This is a genomic window from Micrococcaceae bacterium Sec5.8, assembly GCA_039636775.1.
Taxonomy (GTDB): domain Bacteria; phylum Actinomycetota; class Actinomycetes; order Actinomycetales; family Micrococcaceae; genus Arthrobacter.
Genome location: CP143429.1, coordinates 618,016 through 634,678, shown reverse-complemented (window position 1 = coordinate 634,678; position 16,663 = coordinate 618,016). Strand labels below are relative to the sequence as shown.

The window sequence follows — 16,663 nt, the reverse complement described above, 5'->3', positions numbered from 1 at the left end:
TCGCTCCGGGCCGGAACGGACCGCTACGCTGGAAGTATGCCCTCCGATCAGCAACCACTGGCCACCGGACCCGCGAGCCACGACCGGGAGCCCCGCAAGCGCGCAGGGGGCGCCCAGCTGCTGGGACTCCTTCTCTTCCTCGCGGCTTCCGCCTTGGTGGCGGGACTCGGCGGGCTTGCCACCGCTGACAACGTCAACGGCTGGTATGCCACCGCAAACAAGGCTCCGTGGTCGCCGCCGAACTGGTTGTTCGGCCCGGTCTGGACGGTTCTCTACATTGCGATGGCAACGGCCGGCTGGCTGGTGTGGCGGAGCGGGAAGAAAACGGCACGAGCCGCCCTGACCGTCTATGGCGTCCAGCTCGCGCTGAATCTGCTGTGGACGCCTGCTTTCTTCGGCCTGTATCCCGTGCTCGGCACCCCGGCTCTCTGGCTCGCTTTCGGCGTCATCGCCGCCCTGGCGGTGGCCATAACGGTGACCGTGCTGCATTTCGGGCCGATCAGCCGGACGGCCGGGCTGTTGCTGCTTCCCTACCTGGCGTGGGTGGTTTTCGCTTCGTCACTGAACCTGTGGGCGGCCTTGAACAACTGACTCAGCACTCCACGACGTTAACAGCGAGCCCGCCCATGGCGGTCTCCTTGTATTTGGAGCTCATGTCCTTGCCGGTTTCGCGCATCGTGACGATGACCTCGTCGAGGGAGACCCGGTGCGTGCCGTCGCCCCACAGGGCCATCTTGGCGGCGTTAATCGCCTTGGCCGCGGCGATGGCGTTTCGTTCGATGCAGGGAATCTGAACGAGCCCGCCGATCGGGTCGCAGGTCAGGCCGAGGTTGTGCTCCATCGCGATTTCGGCGGCGTTTTCCACCTGCTGGGGTGTTCCGCCCAGAACTTCGGCCAGGCCGGCGGCGGCCATCGACGACGCCGAGCCCACCTCGCCCTGGCAGCCCACCTCGGCTCCGGAGATCGAGGCCTGCTCCTTGTAGAGCACCCCGATGGCCCCGGCAGTGAGCAGGAACTTGACCACCACGTCGTCGCGGTCGGCCTGGCTGGCTTTGTCCATGCCGGGGGCGAAATGCAGGGCGTAATACAGCACGGCGGGGATGATGCCGGCGGCGCCGTTGGTCGGGGCGGTGACAACACGTCCGCCCGAGGCGTTTTCCTCGTTCACGGCCAGGGCGATCAGGTTAACCCACTCCTGCCAGTACTTCGGGTCCCGGTAACCCGGGTCCTCGCCGGGGTTTTCCTTCAGGAGGCGTTCGTGCCAGTCAGGGGCCCGGCGGCGGACTTTGAGCCCGCCCGGCAGCAGGCCCTCGCGCTTGAGGCTGACCTCGACGCAGCCTTCCATCACCGAATAAATGTGCAGGAGCCCCGCACGGATCTCTTCTTCGGTCCGGGCGGCGCGCTCATTAATGAACATGATCTCGCCGATTGAGAAACCCTCGGACTGGCAGTGGCCCAGCAGTTCCGCGGCGGTGCGGAACGGCAGGGGCAGTTCCTTTTTGGATTCGTCGAGTTCTTTGAGCGCGGCGTCCTCCTCACCCTCGCGGACAATGAAGCCGCCGCCGACGGAGAAGAACGTCGCGCTGTGCAGGACCTGGCCGTCGGCGCCGGAGACAGTGAAGGTCATGCCGTTGGTGTGTCGCGGCAGGATGGTCAGCGGGCGCAGGACCATGTCCTTCACCGCGTAGGGCAACGGCGTCGATCCTGCCAGCCGGAGGGTGCCCGTCGCGTCGATGGCCGCGAGGCGTTCCTCAACTTCGTCGGGCAGGATCAGTTCCGGATGAAACCCCTCCAGGCCGAGCAGGATGGCGGTCATGGTGCCATGGCCGTGCCCGGTCGCGGCAAGGGACCCGTAAAGGTCCACGCGCAACCCGGCGACGCGTTCCAAGACACCGGAATCCTTGAGCTCGCCCGCAAACACGGCGGCAGCCCGCATCGGCCCCACAGTATGCGAACTCGAAGGCCCGATACCGATAGAGAAGAGATCAAACACGCCGACTGCCATGGTGGTTCCTAACTAAATGAATGCTGTCCGGACGGATGAGTCCGGACGTGTGCACGGGGGGCCGGCGGAGCCGGACGTTTCGAGAGCGTTGCGTCTACGCGAGGGGCCACGCCGGCAGGGTTCCCCGGCCGAGCTTGCGAGGCTAGGGTGCCGGTGGCGAGCGCCCACGCCGGCAGGGTTCCCTGGCCGAGCTTGCGAGGCTAGGGTGCCGGTGGGGAGTAGCACGCATGAAAAGTCCGGTCCGCCGGGCCCGGAGCCAACCCGAAAGGGGGTCCGGCTCCGGAGGCAGTCAGCCGAGGTTGGCTACCGAGGGGTAGAGCGGGTGGGCGGCGGCGAGAGCCTCGACTCTGCCGCGCAGTGCGGAGAGGTCCGCGCCGGCGTCGGCGATCAACGCCTCAGCGATGATGTCCGCGACTTCGGCGAAGGCGGCCTCGCCGAACCCGCGGGTGGCCAAAGCCGGGGTTCCGATCCGCAGCCCCGAGGTGACCATCGGCGGGCGGGGGTCGAACGGCACGGCGTTGCGGTTGACGGTGATGTCGATTTCCGCGAGGCGGTCCTCGGCTTCCTGACCGTTCAGCACGCAGGTGCGCAGGTCCACGAGAACCAGGTGCACGTCAGTGCCGCCGGAGATCACGTTGATTCCCTTGGCGGTGACGTCCGGCTGCATGAGGCGCTCGGCGAGGATCCGGGCCCCGGCCAGCACGCGTTCCTGGCGTTCCTTGAACTCCGGTGACGCGGCGATTTTGAACGCCACCGCCTTGCCGGCGATCACGTGCTCCAGCGGGCCGCCCTGCTGTCCCGGGAACACGGCCGAGTTGATCTTCTTGGCGATGTCGGCATCGTTGGAGAGGATGATGCCGCCGCGCGGACCGGCGAGGGTCTTGTGCGTCGTGGAGGTGGTGACGTGCGCGTGCGGCACCGGTGACGGGTGCAGCCCTGCGGCCACCAGCCCGGCGAAGTGGGCCATGTCCACCATGAGGAAGGCACCCACGGAGTCGGCGATGCGGCGGAATTCAGCGAAGTCCAGCTGCCGGGCGTACGCGGACCAGCCGGCGACGATCAGCTTCGGTTTGTGTTCCTGCGCCAGCCGTTCGACCTCGGCCATGTCAATCCGGTGGTCATCTTCCCGGACCTGGTACGGGATCACGTTGTACAGCCGGCCGGAGAAGTTGATCTTCATGCCGTGGGTGAGGTGACCGCCGTGCGCCAGGTTCAGGCCCATGATGGTGTCCCCGGGCCGGATCAGCGCATGCATGACGGAGGCGTTGGCCTGCGCGCCGGAGTGCGGCTGGACGTTGGCGTACTCGGCGCCGAACAGTGCCTTAACCCGGTCGATCGCGAGCTGTTCGATCACGTCGACGTGTTCGCAGCCGCCGTAGTAACGCTTGCCCGGGTAGCCCTCGGCGTACTTGTTGGTCAGCACCGAGCCCTGGGCCTGCATCACGGCCTTCGCGGTGTGGTTCTCCGAGGCGATCATCTCCAGGCCGTCGCGCTGGCGGGCCAGCTCGGCATCAATTTTCGCGGCAATCTCCGGATCCAACGCTGCGAGTTCCGCGTCCAGGGACGGGGAGACTATCTGCTCGAAGGGGACCGTTCCAGCGGCCGCGCTCACAGCTCGCCACCGTTCTTGGACGCGTATTCCTCGGCCGAGAGCAACGGGCCCTCGGAAACCGCGGCCACCTTGAAGAGCCAGCCGGCACCGTAAGGATCGGAGTTGATCAGGGCGGGGTCCTCGACGACGGCGGGGTTGGTTTCAGTGACCTCGCCGGTGACGGGGGCGTACAAGTCGGACACCGACTTGGTCGACTCGACCTCGCCGCACGTCTCCCCCGCGGCTACCACGGAGCCAACTTCCGGCAGGTCAACGTAGACGATGTCGCCCAGGGCGTCCGTGGCGACGGCGGAGATGCCGATCGACACGATGTTCGATCCGGTGTCACCGGAGTCCCGGGCAACCCACTCGTGTTCCTCGGAGTACTGCAGTTCAGGTGCAACTTTTGCCATGTGTTTTTCCTTTTTGAGTTGAACGTCGTGGACCACAACCATTGTGGCCGGGGCGGAACTACTTTTGGCGCTTGTAAAAGGGCAATGCTACGACTTCGAAGGGCTCTGTCTTGCCGCGCAGGTCGATGTCCAGGGCGGTGCCCGGTTCGGCGAGCTCGACGGCGACGTAGGCCATCGCCACCGGGTAGCCGAGGGTCGGGCTCGGCTGGCCGGAGGTAACTTCGCCAACCACGCTGCCGTCCTTCAGGACCGGGTAGTGGCCGCGGCCGGCGCGCCGGCCGAGACCCTTGAGCCCGACAAGCTTGCGGCCGCTGGTTGTCCCTGCCCCTGCTTCTTTCTTCGCGGCGAGCGCCGTTTTGCCGACGAAGTCGCCGTCCTTGGACAGCGCGACGACGGGACCCAGTCCGGCGGCGAACGGGTCCCCCTCGAGCGAGAGTTCGTTGCCGTAGAGCGGCATGCCGGCCTCGAGCCGGAGTGAGTCGCGGGAGGCCAGACCGGCAGGGGTCAGCTCACCGTCCTCGGCGATGGCGATGAGCGCCTGCCAGAGGGCGGCGGCGTCGTCGTTGGACACGAAGATTTCGAAGCCGTCCTCACCGGTGTAGCCGGTGCGGGCCAGGAGCAGCTCCTGGCCGGCGCCGCCGACCATGAACGGGACCTCGACGGCGGCGTAGTACTTCAGACCGGTCACCAGCTCGTGCTGCGCGGCCGGAACCAGGCGGAGCAGGATGGCCTCGGCTGTGGGGCCCTGGACCGCGATCAGCGAGATCTCGGCCGAGGCGTCACGGACGGTGACGTCGAACCCGCCGTCCTGGCCGGAACGGGCACGATCAGCCAGGGCCGCGGCCACGGCCTTGGCGTTGCCGGCGTTGGGAACCACGAGAAACGCATCGGTGCCGTCGGCCGCCGCCGGCCGGCGGTAGGTGATGAGGTCATCGATGATGCCGCCGTCCTCGTTGCAGATCAGCGAGTACTTGGCCTTGCCCACCGCCATGGCGGAGATCCTGCCGACGAGGGCGTAGTCCAGGAACGCTGCGGCATCCGGCCCGGTGACCCAGACTTCGCCCATGTGGGAGAGATCGAACAGGCCCGCGGATTTGCGGACGGCGTGGTGTTCGGCGAGTTCGGAGCTGTACTTGAGCGGCATCTGCCAGCCGCCGAAGTCCGTGAAGGACGCACCGAGCTTTTTGTGCTCTTCGTACAGGGCCGTGTAGTTCTCAGTCATGTCGTGATCCTTAGTTTTCAAACTCGGACAGGGGTGGGCAGGAGCAGATCAGGTTCCGGTCCCCGGCAGCGCCGTCGATCCGGCCGACCGGCGGGAAATACTTGTCCTGTTTGAGCGTGTGGACCGGGAAGACAGCCTGCTCACGCGGGTACTCGCGGGCCCAGTCGGTGCTGATGACAGCGGCTGCGGTGTGCGGGGCGTTGCGCAGCGGGCTCTGTTCCACAGTGAAGTCACCGGAGGCCACCTGGTCGATCTCGGCACGGATGGCGATCATCGCCGTGATGAACCGGTCGATCTCACCGAGGTCCTCGGACTCGGTGGGCTCCACCATCAGGGTGCCGGCCACCGGGAACGCCAGGGTGGGCGCATGGAAACCGTAATCGATCAGGCGCTTGGCGACGTCCTCAGCTGTCACTCCGGTCTTGGCGGTGAGTTCGCGCAGGTCCAGGATGCACTCGTGGGCCACCAGGCCGCCGTCGCCGGTGTAGAGCACCGGGAAGAAATCGTTGAGCCGGGCCGCGACGTAGTTGGCCGCGAGCAGCGCTGACCTGGTGGCCTCGGTCAGGCCCTGGCCGCCCATGAGCTTCACGTACGCCCAGGAGATCGGCAGCACACCGGCCGAGCCGTACCGGGAGGCGGAGATCGGGGTGCCGTCGGCGCCGTTGGCCGGGTCTGCGGCGTTGCCGGGCATGAACGGGGCCAGGTGCGCCCTGGCCGCGACCGGGCCGACGCCGGGTCCGCCGCCGCCGTGCGGAATGCAGAAGGTCTTGTGCAGGTTCAGGTGCGAGACGTCGCCGCCGAACTGGCCCGGCTGGGCGAGGCCGACGAGGGCGTTGAGGTTGGCGCCGTCGATGTAGACCTGGCCGCCGGCTGCGTGGATCGCGTCGCAGACCTCGCGGACGTCGGCGTCGAACACGCCGTGGGTGGAGGGGTAGGTGATCATGATCGCGGAGAGCGCGTCCCGGTGCAGCTCGATCTTGGCGGTCAGGTCGGCGTGGTCGATCGTGCCGTCGGAGGCGGTCGCGACGACCACGACTTTCATGCCGGCCAGCACGGCCGACGCCGCGTTGGTGCCGTGCGCGGAGGCCGGGATGAGGCAGATGTTGCGCTGGGCGTCGCCGCGGGAACGGTGGTAGCCACGGATGGCGAGCAATCCGGCCAGTTCGCCCTGGGAGCCGGCATTGGGCTGGAGGGAGACCTGGTCGTAGCCGGTGATTTCGGTGAGCTGGGCTTCAAGGTCCTCGATCAGTTCGCGCCAGCCTGCAGTCTGGGATTCGGGTGCGAAGGGGTGGATGGAGGCGAACTCCGGCCAGGAGATGGCTTCCATTTCGGCCGTCGCGTTCAGCTTCATGGTGCAGGAACCCAGCGGGATCATGGTGCGGTCCAGCGCCAGGTCACGGTCCGAGAGGCGGCGGATGTAGCGCAGCAGCTGCGTTTCCGAGCGGTGGGTGTTGAAGACCGGGTGTTGGAGGTAGTCGGAGGTGCGTTCGACGGCGGTGTCCAGGCCGAAGGCTGTGCCGGCGTCTGCGCCGGAGTCGGCAACACTGGCACCGAAGGCCGCGACGACGTCGGCGACGATGGCCGCCGTCGTGGCTTCATCGGTGGAGATGCCCACCGTGTCAGCGTCGATGGCGCGCAGGTTGATGCCCTTGGCCTCGGCGGCGGCGATGATGCCCGCGGCTTTGCCGGGGGCGGAGACGGTGACGGTGTCGAAGAAGGAGGAATGTTGCACGTCCAGGCCGGCTGCCTGCAGGGAGGCGGCGATGGTCCGGGCGTGGTTATGGACGGTTGCGGCAATCGCTTTCAGGCCCTCCGGGCCGTGGTAGACGGCGTAGAAGGAGGAGACGATGGCCAGCAGCGCCTGCGCGGTGCAGATGTTGGACGTGGCCTTCTCGCGGCGGATGTGCTGCTCGCGGGTCTGCAGCGCCAGGCGGTAGGCGGGAACGCCGGTGTTGTCCTTGGACACACCCACGAGGCGGCCGGGCATGGAGCGTTCCAGGCCCTTCTGCACCGCCATGTACGCGGCGTGCGGCCCGCCGAAGAACAGCGGCACGCCGAAGCGCTGGGTGGAGCCGACGGCGATGTCCGCGCCCTGTTCGCCCGGGGGCGTGATCAGGGTCAAGGAGAGCAGGTCCGCGGCGACGGTGACAAGCGCGCCGCGTTCCTTGGCATCGGCGATCACGGCAGAGTGGTCGAACACACGGCCGGAGACGCCGGGCTGCTGCAGGACAACGCCGTTGATGACGCCCTCCGGCAGGCCCTTGGACAGGTCAGCCACTTCCACCTCGAAGCCGAGCGCCTCGGCGCGGCCGCGAACGATGGCGATGGTCTGCGGGAGGCAGTCGGCGTCCAGGACGGTCTTGCCGTCGTGGGCGGACTTGTTCTTGTTGGCGCGGCGCATCATCAGCACGGCCTCGGCGACAGCGGTGGCTTCGTCCAGCAGCGAGGCGTTGGCGATGGGGAGGCCGACAAGGTCCTGGACCATGGTCTGGAAGTTCAGCAGTGCTTCGAGCCGGCCCTGGGAGATTTCGGGCTGGTAGGGGGTGTACGCGGTGTACCAGGCAGGGGCCTCAAGGATGTTGCGGCGGATCACCGGCGGGGTAAGGGTGTCGTAGTAGCCCTGGCCGATCATCTGCACGGCCGTCGTGTTCTTCGATGCCAGTTTGCGCAGTTCGGCCAGGACTTCGACTTCGCTGAGGGCTTCGGTGAGCTTCAGCGGGGAGTCCTGGCGAATGACCTTCGGGACGGCGGTGTCCACGAGCGCGTCGACGGTGTCGTAACCGACAGCCTTCAGCATGGCGTCGACGTCGGCCTGGCGGCGGGCGCCGATGTGCCGGTCAACGAAGGACGTGGAGGCTGGGGTAACAGTCACAAGGAACTCCATAACTAAGGCGGCGCAGGGTACGCCACATTGATTCGGGTTCCTCCCCACTCTGTATTGGACCTGAGAGTTTCCGCGCAGCCGCTTTCGCGAGGCTCCGCTTGCACCGTCGGTGAGCACCGCACCCCGGCTGGGGTGCCTGCTGCTTTCCAGAGTTGCCTTGCCGCGGCGGTACATGGGCCTGAGAGATTCCTGGGGAGGGTTTGCTCCTACGGCGCCTGCTTGTACCTACTTGCAGGACTCTCCCGCCGCAGATCAAAGGCTATTTAGTTGCTGGTGACCGCAGTCACAGCTTCCATTGTCCTATGCCGGGGCTGCGTCCGCAAACCAGCGACGGGAACCTGTTCTCGCATGACACACAGGGACCCTCCGCCCGGGGCGCGGGTCCGGAAGCGTCACGTCCCGCGGACTTAACCGCGGAGCCGGTCGAGTGCGGCGAGAAGGCCCTCGACGTCGGGGCCCACCTCCGGGAGTGAGCCGCCCGGCGCGCGGGCCAGCATGGCGTTGAAGTAGAGCCCGTCCCCCATATACAGGACCGGCTTGGCCATGGCGGGGCCGACATCGGTTGCCAGCAGCTCCAGCCAGGCCGCCTGGACGGCGGCCATGCGGCGCAGGGTCTCCTGGTGGGCGACTTCAGCGAGCCGGGTCGCGGCGACGAAAACGCGATCCAGCGGCGTGTCTGCCCAGACAGAGGACTTGATAAAGAACGCCGCGGCGCCTTCCGGTGCGGCGGCCATGGCTGCCAGGTCCTCGGCGAGCAGCCGGTCCAGCCGTTCCAGCAGGACCGAGATCATCGCGTCCTTGGTGGGGAAGTGGTAGAGCAGCCCGCCCTTGGATACGCCTGCGAGCCGGGCCACGGCGTCGAGCGTCGCCGCGCGTTCGCCCTCTTCAATCAACAGGGATTCGAACGCGTCGAGGACGGCTTCGCGGGCGACGGGTTTTCTGGCCATGGCTCCTATCTTGCCCCGCTGCGGGCGCCGACCGGTAAACACTGCATTTCCTAACTATACCGTCCAGACGGTATAGTTATTGTCATGAGCAACACTGCCGCCACCACCAGCCACCCCGGCACCCCCGGCCCGGACGCCGGATCAACGGTGACCCGGCCGACGCGGGCGCCCTGGCGCGACTGGCTGGCGCTGGCCCTGTTGATGTTCCCGGTGCTGCTCGTGGCCGTCGATAACACCGCATTGACCTTCGCGCTGCCGGCAATCGCGCGCAGCCTCGACGCCTCCGGCGTGGAACTGCTCTGGATTGTGGACGCCTATCCCCTGGTCCTCGCGGGACTCCTGGTGGCGATGGGCAGCTTGGGCGACAGGATCGGGCGCCGCCGGCTGCTTTTCATCGGCAGCACCGGATTCGCTGCCGTCTCGGCGGTCACAGCGTTTGCCCCCAGCGCCGAGTGGCTGATTGCTGGCCGCGCCGGGCTGGGGTTCTTCGGGGCCATGCTGATGCCCTCCACCTTGTCCCTGATCCGCAACATCTTTCCCGAGCCCAACCGGCGCCGGCTGGCAGTGGCCATCTGGGCAGCCGGATTCTCCGGTGGCGCGGCTCTGGGCCCGATCTTCGGCGGCTGGCTGGTGGAACACTTCTGGTGGGGCGCGGTTCTCCTGGTGGCCGTGCCGATCATCCTGCCCCTGCTGGCGCTCGGCCCGGCCCTCATCCCGGAATCCCGCGACCCCAACCCGGGCCGGGTGGATCTGCCGAGCATCCTTCTGTCCCTGCTGGTGATGGTCCCGGTGGTCTACGGCATCAAAGTCCTGGCCACGCATGGTCCTGCGGCGGAACCATTGGGGGCCATCGCCTTCGGCCTGCTCATGGGGTACGTTTTCGTCCGGCGCCAGCGGCACCTCCTGGCGGCGTCGGGTGCCCGGAACCGCACGGCCCCCTTGCTGGACCTCAGCCTCTTCGGCAACCGGGTCTTCAGCACCGCCATCATTGCGAACGTCCTGGCGCTGTTCTCCTTCAACGGCTTCATTCTTTTCCTCGCCCAGCACCTGCAACTGATCGAGGGGCAGTCGCCGTCGGAGTCCGGTGTCGCCATGGTCCCCGCCCTCATCGCCACCGTACTGGCTGGACTGCTGGTGGTGCCTCTGGTGAAGAAGGTCCGCCCCGGGTTCGTAGTGGCGGGCGGGTTGCTGCTGAGCGCCGCCGGCTATTTCCTGGTGGCGTTCGGCGATCATGGCCACGGCCCGGCGCTGTTGCTGGCTGCCCTGCTGGTGCTGTGCCTGGGCGTCGGTGCCGCCGAAACCATCTCCAACGACCTCATCCTCGGGGCTGCGCCGGCCGAGAAGTCCGGCGCAGCCGCCGCGATCTCCGAGACCGGCTACGAAGTCGGGTCCCTCCTGGGCACCGCCATCCTGGGTTCGATCCTGACAGCCTCCTACCAGGGGAATCTTCGGCTCCCCGCCGGCGCCGCCGAAGCAGCCCCCGCTGCCGTGACCACCCAGGCCGGTGAGACCCTGGCCGGTGCCGTGGAACTGGCCCAGGCGCTGCCGGGGCCCCTGGCGGAGGCTGTGATGACAGCCGCGCGGACCGCTTTCGATTCCGGCGTGCACATCACGGCCACCATCGCCCTGGTGCTCATGGCCGGCGCGTCGGTGCTCGCTGGCGTCGTCCTGCGGAAAGTGCCGACCGCGAACTAGCCCGGGCGCCGGAGCCGGAAGTCTACGCAGGCTGGATGCTGCTTAACTGCAGAGCGCCCGGCGCCGGGAAAACCGGTGCCGGGCGCTGTGCATATCCCGTAGGGCGCAGCCGAAAGGCTACTTGCCCTTCGCCGTCGTGACGTCGGCGGTGGCCCGCATCGTCTCGGCGTTGACCATCCAGGCGTACTGCTCCAGCTTGGCAATGAAGGCGTGCAACAGGTCAGCGGTGGTGGGATCTTCTTCGTCCACCGCGTCGTGGACTTCGCGCATGGTGCCGACGGCAGCTTCGAGGGCCGCAACGATCCGCTCGATGGCGTCCTTGGTGTTGATCAAGCCGTTCGGGAACTCGGCCAGCGAGGTCGACTTGGAAACGGTGGAGCTGCGGCCGTCCGGGAGGGCGTGGAGGGCGCGCATGCGCTCGGCAAGGTCGTCCGCGAAGGCCCGGGCGGCTTCGATGATCTCATCCAGCTGAAGGTGCAGGTCGCGGAAGTTCGTTCCAACGATGTTCCAGTGCGCCTGCTTGCCCTGGAGGTGCAGTTCGATCAGGTCCACGAGCACGGCCTGCAGGTTTTTTGTGAGGGTAGGTGTTGCTTTCATGCGTCCTCCTGAGTAAGTCCGGGCCGGCCGCGCACATTGCTGCCGCGCCCGGTATCGCCAAATCCGATGCCTCGACGCTACCGCAGGCCGTCGACGCCGGGCGACGGTCCCGGGGAATTTCTCGATCAGCTTACTAAGTCCGCTTAGTACCTGCCGGGGCGGTTCCCCTGGAGGCGCTCACACAGCCTTGTTGAGCAGGGGACCTTGCGGGAAGATGGCTTTCGTGATGCCCCCGGCTGTGGCTTCCGCCAGCTGGGAGAGGTAGTCGTTGCGGCGTTTCGGCGTTATCCGGGACTGGGGCTTGAAGCCCTGTCCGGGATCGTCTGCGTAGTGGGCGGTCAGCCCGTCCCGCATCAGCCGGATCGCCTCGGCGCGCTGTTGGGACACCGCTGCGTGGGTTGAGCCGAGTTCGGCGGCAAGGTCCTTGACGGTCCTGTCGCCAAAGTAGATCTCCTCGACGACGAAGCGCATCCGTTCAGGCAGGGATTTGACCGCCGCGCGGAGGTACTGGAGCCGTTCGTCCGCAAGAACGGAGAGTTCCGGGGTCAGGGTCTCGGCGGCCAAGGTGTCCACCACGGCTTCGTCCAGCGGAGTCAGGGTGCGCGACGCGTCGGCGAGGGCTGCCTCCACAACGCTCTGCTGGACGCCCAGGGCCGAGGCAATCTCATCAACGCTGGGGGTGCGTCCGAGGGCCGCGGCAAGGGTCTCCTGGACCGACATTGTTTCTTTGATGCGGCGCCGCGCCGAGCGCGTGGCCCAGTCGCTGGCGCGCATCTCGTCGGCGAAGGCCCCCAGAATCCGCCGCCGGGCGAAAGCCCCAAAGGGCACACCGAGGTCCGGGTCGAAGGAGTCCGCTGACGTAATCAGGGCGATGGCGCCGGCAGACGCCAAGTCATCACGGGAAAGATGTGACGCTTTCGAGCACAAATCTGAAACGAGGTAGCCCACCAGCGGAAGATGCTGTGTGACCATCTCGTTGCGTTCCACGCGATTCAATAGTTTGTCCCCCCATGAGACAGGATCCGGAAGCCTTGAAAACGATGAGCCATACCCTGAACGGGCCCCGTGCCTCCCCCAGGAAGTCGGTGTTCAAAACCCGGGCGCAGCACCCAAAACGAAACTTATCACCCGAGGCACTTTCTGCGTGTAATCTCAGGACAAAGCTTGGCTGAAATTGCGGTAACGCCTTCGGCCGGGGCAGCAACGGGAATGGGGCCCATGGGTGCAGGTGATCTTTCGGCAGCTTTGTGGCAGGAGCGCCGCCAGTTGGAACTGCTGTTGTTCAGGCTGGAAACCCAGCGGCTCCATCTCGAGGCAGGAAACCTTCAGTGGCTGAGCTTTACGGCCGCCGAAGTGGAGGGTGTCCTGGAACGCCTTCGCTTTGAAGCGCTCGCCCGGAGCGTGGAGTCGGCGGCAATCGCGGCCGAATGGGGCTTGCCGGACCACGCGACGCTGCTTGAACTCATCGGCGGGGCTCCCGCCGGGACCTGGCCTGAAATCCTGCGGGATCACTTGGATACTCTGCGCATCTCGCTCGATAAGCTCAGCGCCGCTGCCCGCACCAACGAAGACACCCTGCGGGGCCTGGGGGTACGGCACGCGGCCGCCACGTCCGGCGGCCGGGCCGAGGACGGCGCCAGGCAGCCCGCTGACACAACCCAGGTGCTCGATCAGCTGACGATGGCCGGCACCATAGAGTACGCCCTCGCCGTGATCGGCCGGACGGCCCAGCCGGCGCTGGCCCGCTACCTCGACGGCACCGTCGACTGATCGCCCGCAGGCGGGAATGGCCCCGCCCGGTTGTCAGTCCGTGCCGGCGGTGGGCTTGGTGGCGGGCGCCGGCGGGACCAGCCCGCGCAGCGCATCCTCGGCCCCCGGGCCGGCCTCCGCACCGGCTTGCGCTGCCGCCAGGTTCGCGGCGGCAATGGCTTCGATGACTTCGCGGCGTTGGATCGGCACCCCACGGGGCGCCTCGATGCCTATCCGAACACCGTCACCACGGCCTTCCAGAACCGTGATGACGATCCCGTCGCCGATCATGATCTGTTCGCCCGGCTTGCGTGTTAGTACCAGCATTCTCTCAATCTACCCTTCGCGGTGCAGGGCGGCCGACGAATCCGGCGGCAGTTGCGCGGTAAGTGCCGGCCATCTCAGGTCCTGGCCGGGTGTGCCGGAGCCGAGTCGATCCAGCCCACCGGCAGCCCCAGCGCATTAACCGTTTCCGGCGATGCGGTCTCGGTGGCCCCGACCACTGCCACCGCAGCGATGTCCAGTTGCGCGGCGAGCACGCCCACCCAGCGCGCGGTGTCCTCCGGCTTCCGCCCGGCGTCGACCACCACCCAGACCTGGTCTGCGGACAAAGCGCCGATCGGTTGGAGCCGGGCGAGGGCGTCGCGGGCCTTACCCAAGCCGAAGGCCACCAGAGCGGTCCGTTCCGTGACGACTGCGTGGGCGCGGGCCGCCGTCGCGCCCTGCCGGCCTTCCACGTGCAGGTGACCGTAAGCGGACAGCTTCCCCGCCGTGCGCACGTCGGCGCCGCCGGCTGCGGTGGACATGGCCAGGGCAGTGTCCAGCGCGTCGTCGCCAAGTCCCACGAGCAGCACCAGGTCCCCGGTTCCGCTGAGCGGTGCCGGCGCCGGCATGCGTACGACGGCGGGGGCCGGCGCCGCCGTCTGCCGGGCGTCCGGCGCCTGGTGGTCCGGCGCCACGCGCCGGGCCCCGGCGGCGCGTTCCCCGGCCTGCCCGCGCCGGGCCGGAGCGATGGTTTCGGCCGGAGCGACGGCGGCCGGGCCGCGGAGCCCGGCGCCGAGCTGTTCAAGCAGTTCGGCGAAATCCGGGGATTCCGTCGAAAGTCCGGGGTTGCCGGGCCGGTGCAGGCTCAATTCGGCCGCGTCGGCTTCGTCAAGCAGGGCAGCGATCGCGGCGCCCTGCAAATTGTGGGCAGGCACCGCAGCGGCGGGCACCGAACCCGCGGGCACCGCAGCAGCCGCAGTGTTGGCGGGCACCGCAGCGCGGGCGGCGCTGGCCGGACCAGGAGTCGGACGGGCGGCCCTGGCCAGGACGTCCGGATCGGGCGCCACCTCGCCGGTCACCGGCTCCGGTCCCACCTCGACCACCGCCTCGTAGCGGTCGCCGGCGAAGAGACCGGCGATGCCGGGGCTGATGACGCGTTCCGCGGACACGATGCGGGCGGCGGGGCCGTGCTGCTGCTCCGCCTTGCGGCGGATCTCCTCAAGCGAGGCGCCCTTAAGCCGAAAGCGGTTCTGCATGGCGCACGACTCCTACTGTTTCGATCCGGACGTTCGCTGAAGTGACTTCACGGTACGAGAGCACCGGTACCGAACCCGGGTGCGCCCCCACCAGCCGGTGGATGGCGGGGCGCAGCGCCGGGGCGCAGACCAGCACGGCCGGGCGGTTGGCGGCCGCCGCGGAGTCGACGGCGGACCGCACTGACCGGAGTACGGCGTCGAGCCGGTCCTGGCCCATCACAATCTGGCTGCCGCCCTCGGCGGGGCGCATGTCCTCCAGCATGGACTGTTCCAGGAGCGGGTCGATCATGATCACATTCAGGACGGGGCCTTCCATGAACCTGGCCGTCAGCGCCGGACCGAGGGCCTGGCGTGCGGATTCCACCAGTGTCTCCGGGTCCGTGGATATTTTGGCGCGGAGGGTCAGTGCCTCATAGATCCGGGCCAGGTCATTGATGGGTACCTGCTCGTCCAGGAGCCCCTGGAGGACCCGTTGCAGTTCGGCGAGGGAGAGCAGGGCCGGGGTCAGTTCGTCAACGGCGGACGGGCTTTGTTTCCGGACCCCCTCGGTCAGGACCCGGACGTCCTCCCGGGACAGGAGCCGGGCGGCGTTAGCCGTGACAATCGAGGACAGGTGGGTGACCAGGACCGAGACGCGGTCAATGACGGTGGCGCCGGTCATCTCGGCGTTGTGGCGCATTTCCGCCGGAATCCACTTCCCGGCCAGGCCAAACACGGGCTCAATCATTGCGACGCCGGGTAGCGAGTCGAGGCTGTCGCCCAACGCGAGCATCTGGCCACTGGGGGCGGTGCCCCCGCCTGCCTCTACGCCGGCGATCCGGATGGAGTAGCTCGACGGCGGCAAGTCCACACTGTCCCGCGTGCGGACCGGGGGGATCACAAGGCCCAGCTCCATGGCGATTTTGTGCCGCAGGGACCGCACCCGGGCCAGCAGGTCATCCGAGGCGCCGGAGACCATGTCCACGAGGTCCGGGGCCAGGAGGATCTCCACCGGGTGGACGCGCATGTCCTCGAGAAGCTTCTCGTTGGGGTCCACTTCCGGGAAGTTCAGGGCGCTGGCCTCGGCCTCGCGGACCTGCTCCGCCTGCCGCAGGCCGGCGGACGCGCGGCGGGAGGCCAGAATCAGCCCCGCCCCGACCAGAAGGAACGGCAACGGCGGCATGCCGGGGATCAGTGCCATCGCCACGGCGGCGACGCCGGCGATGAGCAGGGCGTTCGGCGACTGCATCAGCTGGTTGGACGCCGTGCGCCCCATGTCCGATTCGGCGTTTGAACGGGTCACGATCATGCCGGTGGACACGGCCATCAGCAGCGCCGGAATCTGGGTGACGAGGCCGTCGCCCATGGTGAGGATGCCGTAGGTGCCTACCGCGTCGCCGATCTCCAGTCCGCGCTGCAGCATGCCGATGGCGATGCCGCCGATGAAGTTGATGATGATGATGATGAGCCCGGCGATCGCGTCGCCCTTGACGAACTTCGAGGCGCCGTCCATGGCGCCGTAAAAGTCTGCCTCCGCCGAGACTTCGGCGCGGCGTTCGCGGGCCTGGGTATCGGTGATCAGGCCGGCATTGAGGTCAGCGTCAATGGCCATCTGCTTGCCGGGCATCGCGTCGAGGGTGAAGCGGGCGCCCACCTCGGCCACCCGCTCAGCGCCTTTGGTGACCACCACGAACTGGATGACCAGAAGGATCAGGAACACGACGGCGCCGATGATCATGGATCCGCCCACGGTCACCTTGCCGAAGGCTTCGATGACCTGCCCGGCGTACCCCTCCCCCAGCACCAGGCGGGTGGAGGCGACGTTCAGGCCCAGCCGGAACAGCGTGGCCACGAGCAGGAGTGAGGGGAAAACTGAAAAGTCCAGCGGCTTCTTCACGAACATGCTGGTCAGCAGCACCAGCAGCGCGAGCAGGATATTGCAGACGATGAGGACGTCCAGCAGCGGCGCCGGCACCGGAACAACCAGCAGCAGCACAATACCGACGATGCCGATCGGCACGGTCAGCGGGGCGAGCTTGTTCTTCATGGTGCAGTCCTTTC

At 67.7% G+C, this 16,663-nt stretch carries 14 protein-coding genes and 1 riboswitch; of the genes, 3 read left to right on the top strand and 11 right to left on the bottom strand.

The annotated features are described in order from the left end of the window. Positions 1 to 36 precede the first annotated feature (36 nt). Positions 37 to 591, top strand: coding sequence for a TspO/MBR family protein (locus VUN84_03015; GenBank protein XAS64662.1), 555 nt, complete (start codon positions 37 to 39; stop codon positions 589 to 591). Between the two features lies 1 nt (position 592). On the opposite strand, the gene VUN84_03010 is transcribed toward VUN84_03015, so the two are convergent. The 6 genes from VUN84_03010 to VUN84_02985 form a co-directional block, all read right to left on the bottom strand. Then, positions 593 to 2,005: an L-serine ammonia-lyase gene (locus VUN84_03010; protein XAS64661.1), complete on the bottom strand. Its 1,413-nt coding sequence runs from the start codon at positions 2,003 to 2,005 to the stop codon at positions 593 to 595. A gap of 289 nt (positions 2,006 to 2,294) precedes the next feature. Further along, positions 2,295 to 3,617, bottom strand: a complete 1,323-nt coding sequence (gene glyA, locus VUN84_03005) for a serine hydroxymethyltransferase (GenBank protein XAS64660.1) — start codon at positions 3,615 to 3,617, stop codon at positions 2,295 to 2,297. Continuing rightward, positions 3,614 to 4,009: a glycine cleavage system protein GcvH gene (gene gcvH / locus VUN84_03000; protein XAS64659.1), complete on the bottom strand. Its 396-nt coding sequence runs from the start codon at positions 4,007 to 4,009 to the stop codon at positions 3,614 to 3,616. The genes glyA and gcvH overlap by 4 nt, the downstream gene beginning before the upstream one ends. A gap of 58 nt (positions 4,010 to 4,067) precedes the next feature. After that, complete coding sequence (gcvT, locus tag VUN84_02995; GenBank protein ID XAS64658.1) at positions 4,068 to 5,231, bottom strand: glycine cleavage system aminomethyltransferase GcvT; 1,164 nt, start codon at positions 5,229 to 5,231, stop codon at positions 4,068 to 4,070. 10 nt (positions 5,232 to 5,241) lie between these two features. After that, entirely contained in the window at positions 5,242 to 8,115 is a 2,874-nt protein-coding gene (gene gcvP, locus VUN84_02990) for an aminomethyl-transferring glycine dehydrogenase (GenBank protein ID XAS64657.1), read from the bottom strand. A gap of 156 nt (positions 8,116 to 8,271) precedes the next feature. Next, a riboswitch (glycine riboswitch) is annotated at positions 8,272 to 8,370 on the bottom strand. Positions 8,371 to 8,522: 152 nt separating this feature from the next. After that, positions 8,523 to 9,062 carry a helix-turn-helix domain-containing protein gene (locus tag VUN84_02985; protein XAS64656.1) on the bottom strand — a complete coding sequence of 180 codons (540 nt, stop codon included), beginning with the start codon at positions 9,060 to 9,062 and terminating at the stop codon, positions 8,523 to 8,525. A gap of 84 nt (positions 9,063 to 9,146) precedes the next feature. Between VUN84_02985 and VUN84_02980 the strand changes: the two genes are divergently transcribed. Continuing rightward, positions 9,147 to 10,757: an MFS transporter gene (locus tag VUN84_02980; protein ID XAS64655.1), complete on the top strand. Its 1,611-nt coding sequence runs from the start codon at positions 9,147 to 9,149 to the stop codon at positions 10,755 to 10,757. A 117-nt stretch (positions 10,758 to 10,874) separates the two neighbouring features. On the opposite strand, the gene VUN84_02975 is transcribed toward VUN84_02980, so the two are convergent. Both VUN84_02975 and VUN84_02970 read right to left on the bottom strand, forming a co-directional pair. After that, positions 10,875 to 11,354 (bottom strand): DNA starvation/stationary phase protection protein, encoded by a 480-nt coding sequence (locus VUN84_02975; GenBank protein XAS64654.1) that lies wholly within the window; start codon positions 11,352 to 11,354, stop codon positions 10,875 to 10,877. A 177-nt stretch (positions 11,355 to 11,531) separates the two neighbouring features. Further along, entirely contained in the window at positions 11,532 to 12,350 is an 819-nt protein-coding gene (locus tag VUN84_02970) for a sigma-70 family RNA polymerase sigma factor (GenBank protein ID XAS64653.1), read from the bottom strand. A 168-nt stretch (positions 12,351 to 12,518) separates the two neighbouring features. On the opposite strand from VUN84_02970, the gene VUN84_02965 reads away from it, so the two are divergent. Further along, positions 12,519 to 13,124 carry a flagellar protein FlgN gene (locus tag VUN84_02965; protein XAS64652.1) on the top strand — a complete coding sequence of 202 codons (606 nt, stop codon included), beginning with the start codon at positions 12,519 to 12,521 and terminating at the stop codon, positions 13,122 to 13,124. Between the two features lie 33 nt (positions 13,125 to 13,157). On the opposite strand, the gene VUN84_02960 is transcribed toward VUN84_02965, so the two are convergent. The 3 genes from VUN84_02960 to VUN84_02950 all read right to left on the bottom strand — a co-directional run bounded on the left by VUN84_02960 (position 13,158) and on the right by VUN84_02950 (position 16,649). Beyond that, on the bottom strand, positions 13,158 to 13,430 hold the full coding sequence (locus tag VUN84_02960) for a carbon storage regulator (protein ID XAS64651.1): 273 nt from the start codon (positions 13,428 to 13,430) through the stop codon (positions 13,158 to 13,160). Positions 13,431 to 13,504: 74 nt separating this feature from the next. Continuing rightward, positions 13,505 to 14,623 carry a hypothetical protein gene (locus VUN84_02955; GenBank protein XAS64650.1) on the bottom strand — a complete coding sequence of 373 codons (1,119 nt, stop codon included), beginning with the start codon at positions 14,621 to 14,623 and terminating at the stop codon, positions 13,505 to 13,507. Beyond that, complete coding sequence (locus VUN84_02950) at positions 14,601 to 16,649, bottom strand: flagellar biosynthesis protein FlhA (protein ID XAS64649.1); 2,049 nt, start codon at positions 16,647 to 16,649, stop codon at positions 14,601 to 14,603. The genes VUN84_02955 and VUN84_02950 overlap by 23 nt, the downstream gene beginning before the upstream one ends. Positions 16,650 to 16,663 lie beyond the last annotated feature (14 nt).

Excerpts from the sequence above, each read along its gene's own strand:
- VUN84_03015 (XAS64662.1), top strand. The coding sequence starts at position 37 with ATGCCCTCCGATCAGCAACCACTGGCCACCGGACCCGCGAGCCACGAC.
- VUN84_03010 (XAS64661.1), bottom strand. The coding sequence starts at position 2,005 with ATGGCAGTCGGCGTGTTTGATCTCTTCTCTATCGGTATCGGGCCTTCG.
- gcvH (XAS64659.1), bottom strand. The coding sequence starts at position 4,009 with ATGGCAAAAGTTGCACCTGAACTGCAGTACTCCGAGGAACACGAGTGG.
- gcvT (XAS64658.1), bottom strand. The coding sequence starts at position 5,231 with ATGACTGAGAACTACACGGCCCTGTACGAAGAGCACAAAAAGCTCGGT.
- gcvP (XAS64657.1), bottom strand. The coding sequence starts at position 8,115 with ATGGAGTTCCTTGTGACTGTTACCCCAGCCTCCACGTCCTTCGTTGAC.
- VUN84_02985 (XAS64656.1), bottom strand. The coding sequence starts at position 9,062 with ATGGCCAGAAAACCCGTCGCCCGCGAAGCCGTCCTCGACGCGTTCGAA.
- VUN84_02980 (XAS64655.1), top strand. The coding sequence starts at position 9,147 with ATGAGCAACACTGCCGCCACCACCAGCCACCCCGGCACCCCCGGCCCG.
- VUN84_02975 (XAS64654.1), bottom strand. The coding sequence starts at position 11,354 with ATGAAAGCAACACCTACCCTCACAAAAAACCTGCAGGCCGTGCTCGTG.
- VUN84_02960 (XAS64651.1), bottom strand. The coding sequence starts at position 13,430 with ATGCTGGTACTAACACGCAAGCCGGGCGAACAGATCATGATCGGCGAC.
- VUN84_02955 (XAS64650.1), bottom strand. The coding sequence starts at position 14,623 with ATGCAGAACCGCTTTCGGCTTAAGGGCGCCTCGCTTGAGGAGATCCGC.
- VUN84_02950 (XAS64649.1), bottom strand. The coding sequence starts at position 16,649 with ATGAAGAACAAGCTCGCCCCGCTGACCGTGCCGATCGGCATCGTCGGT.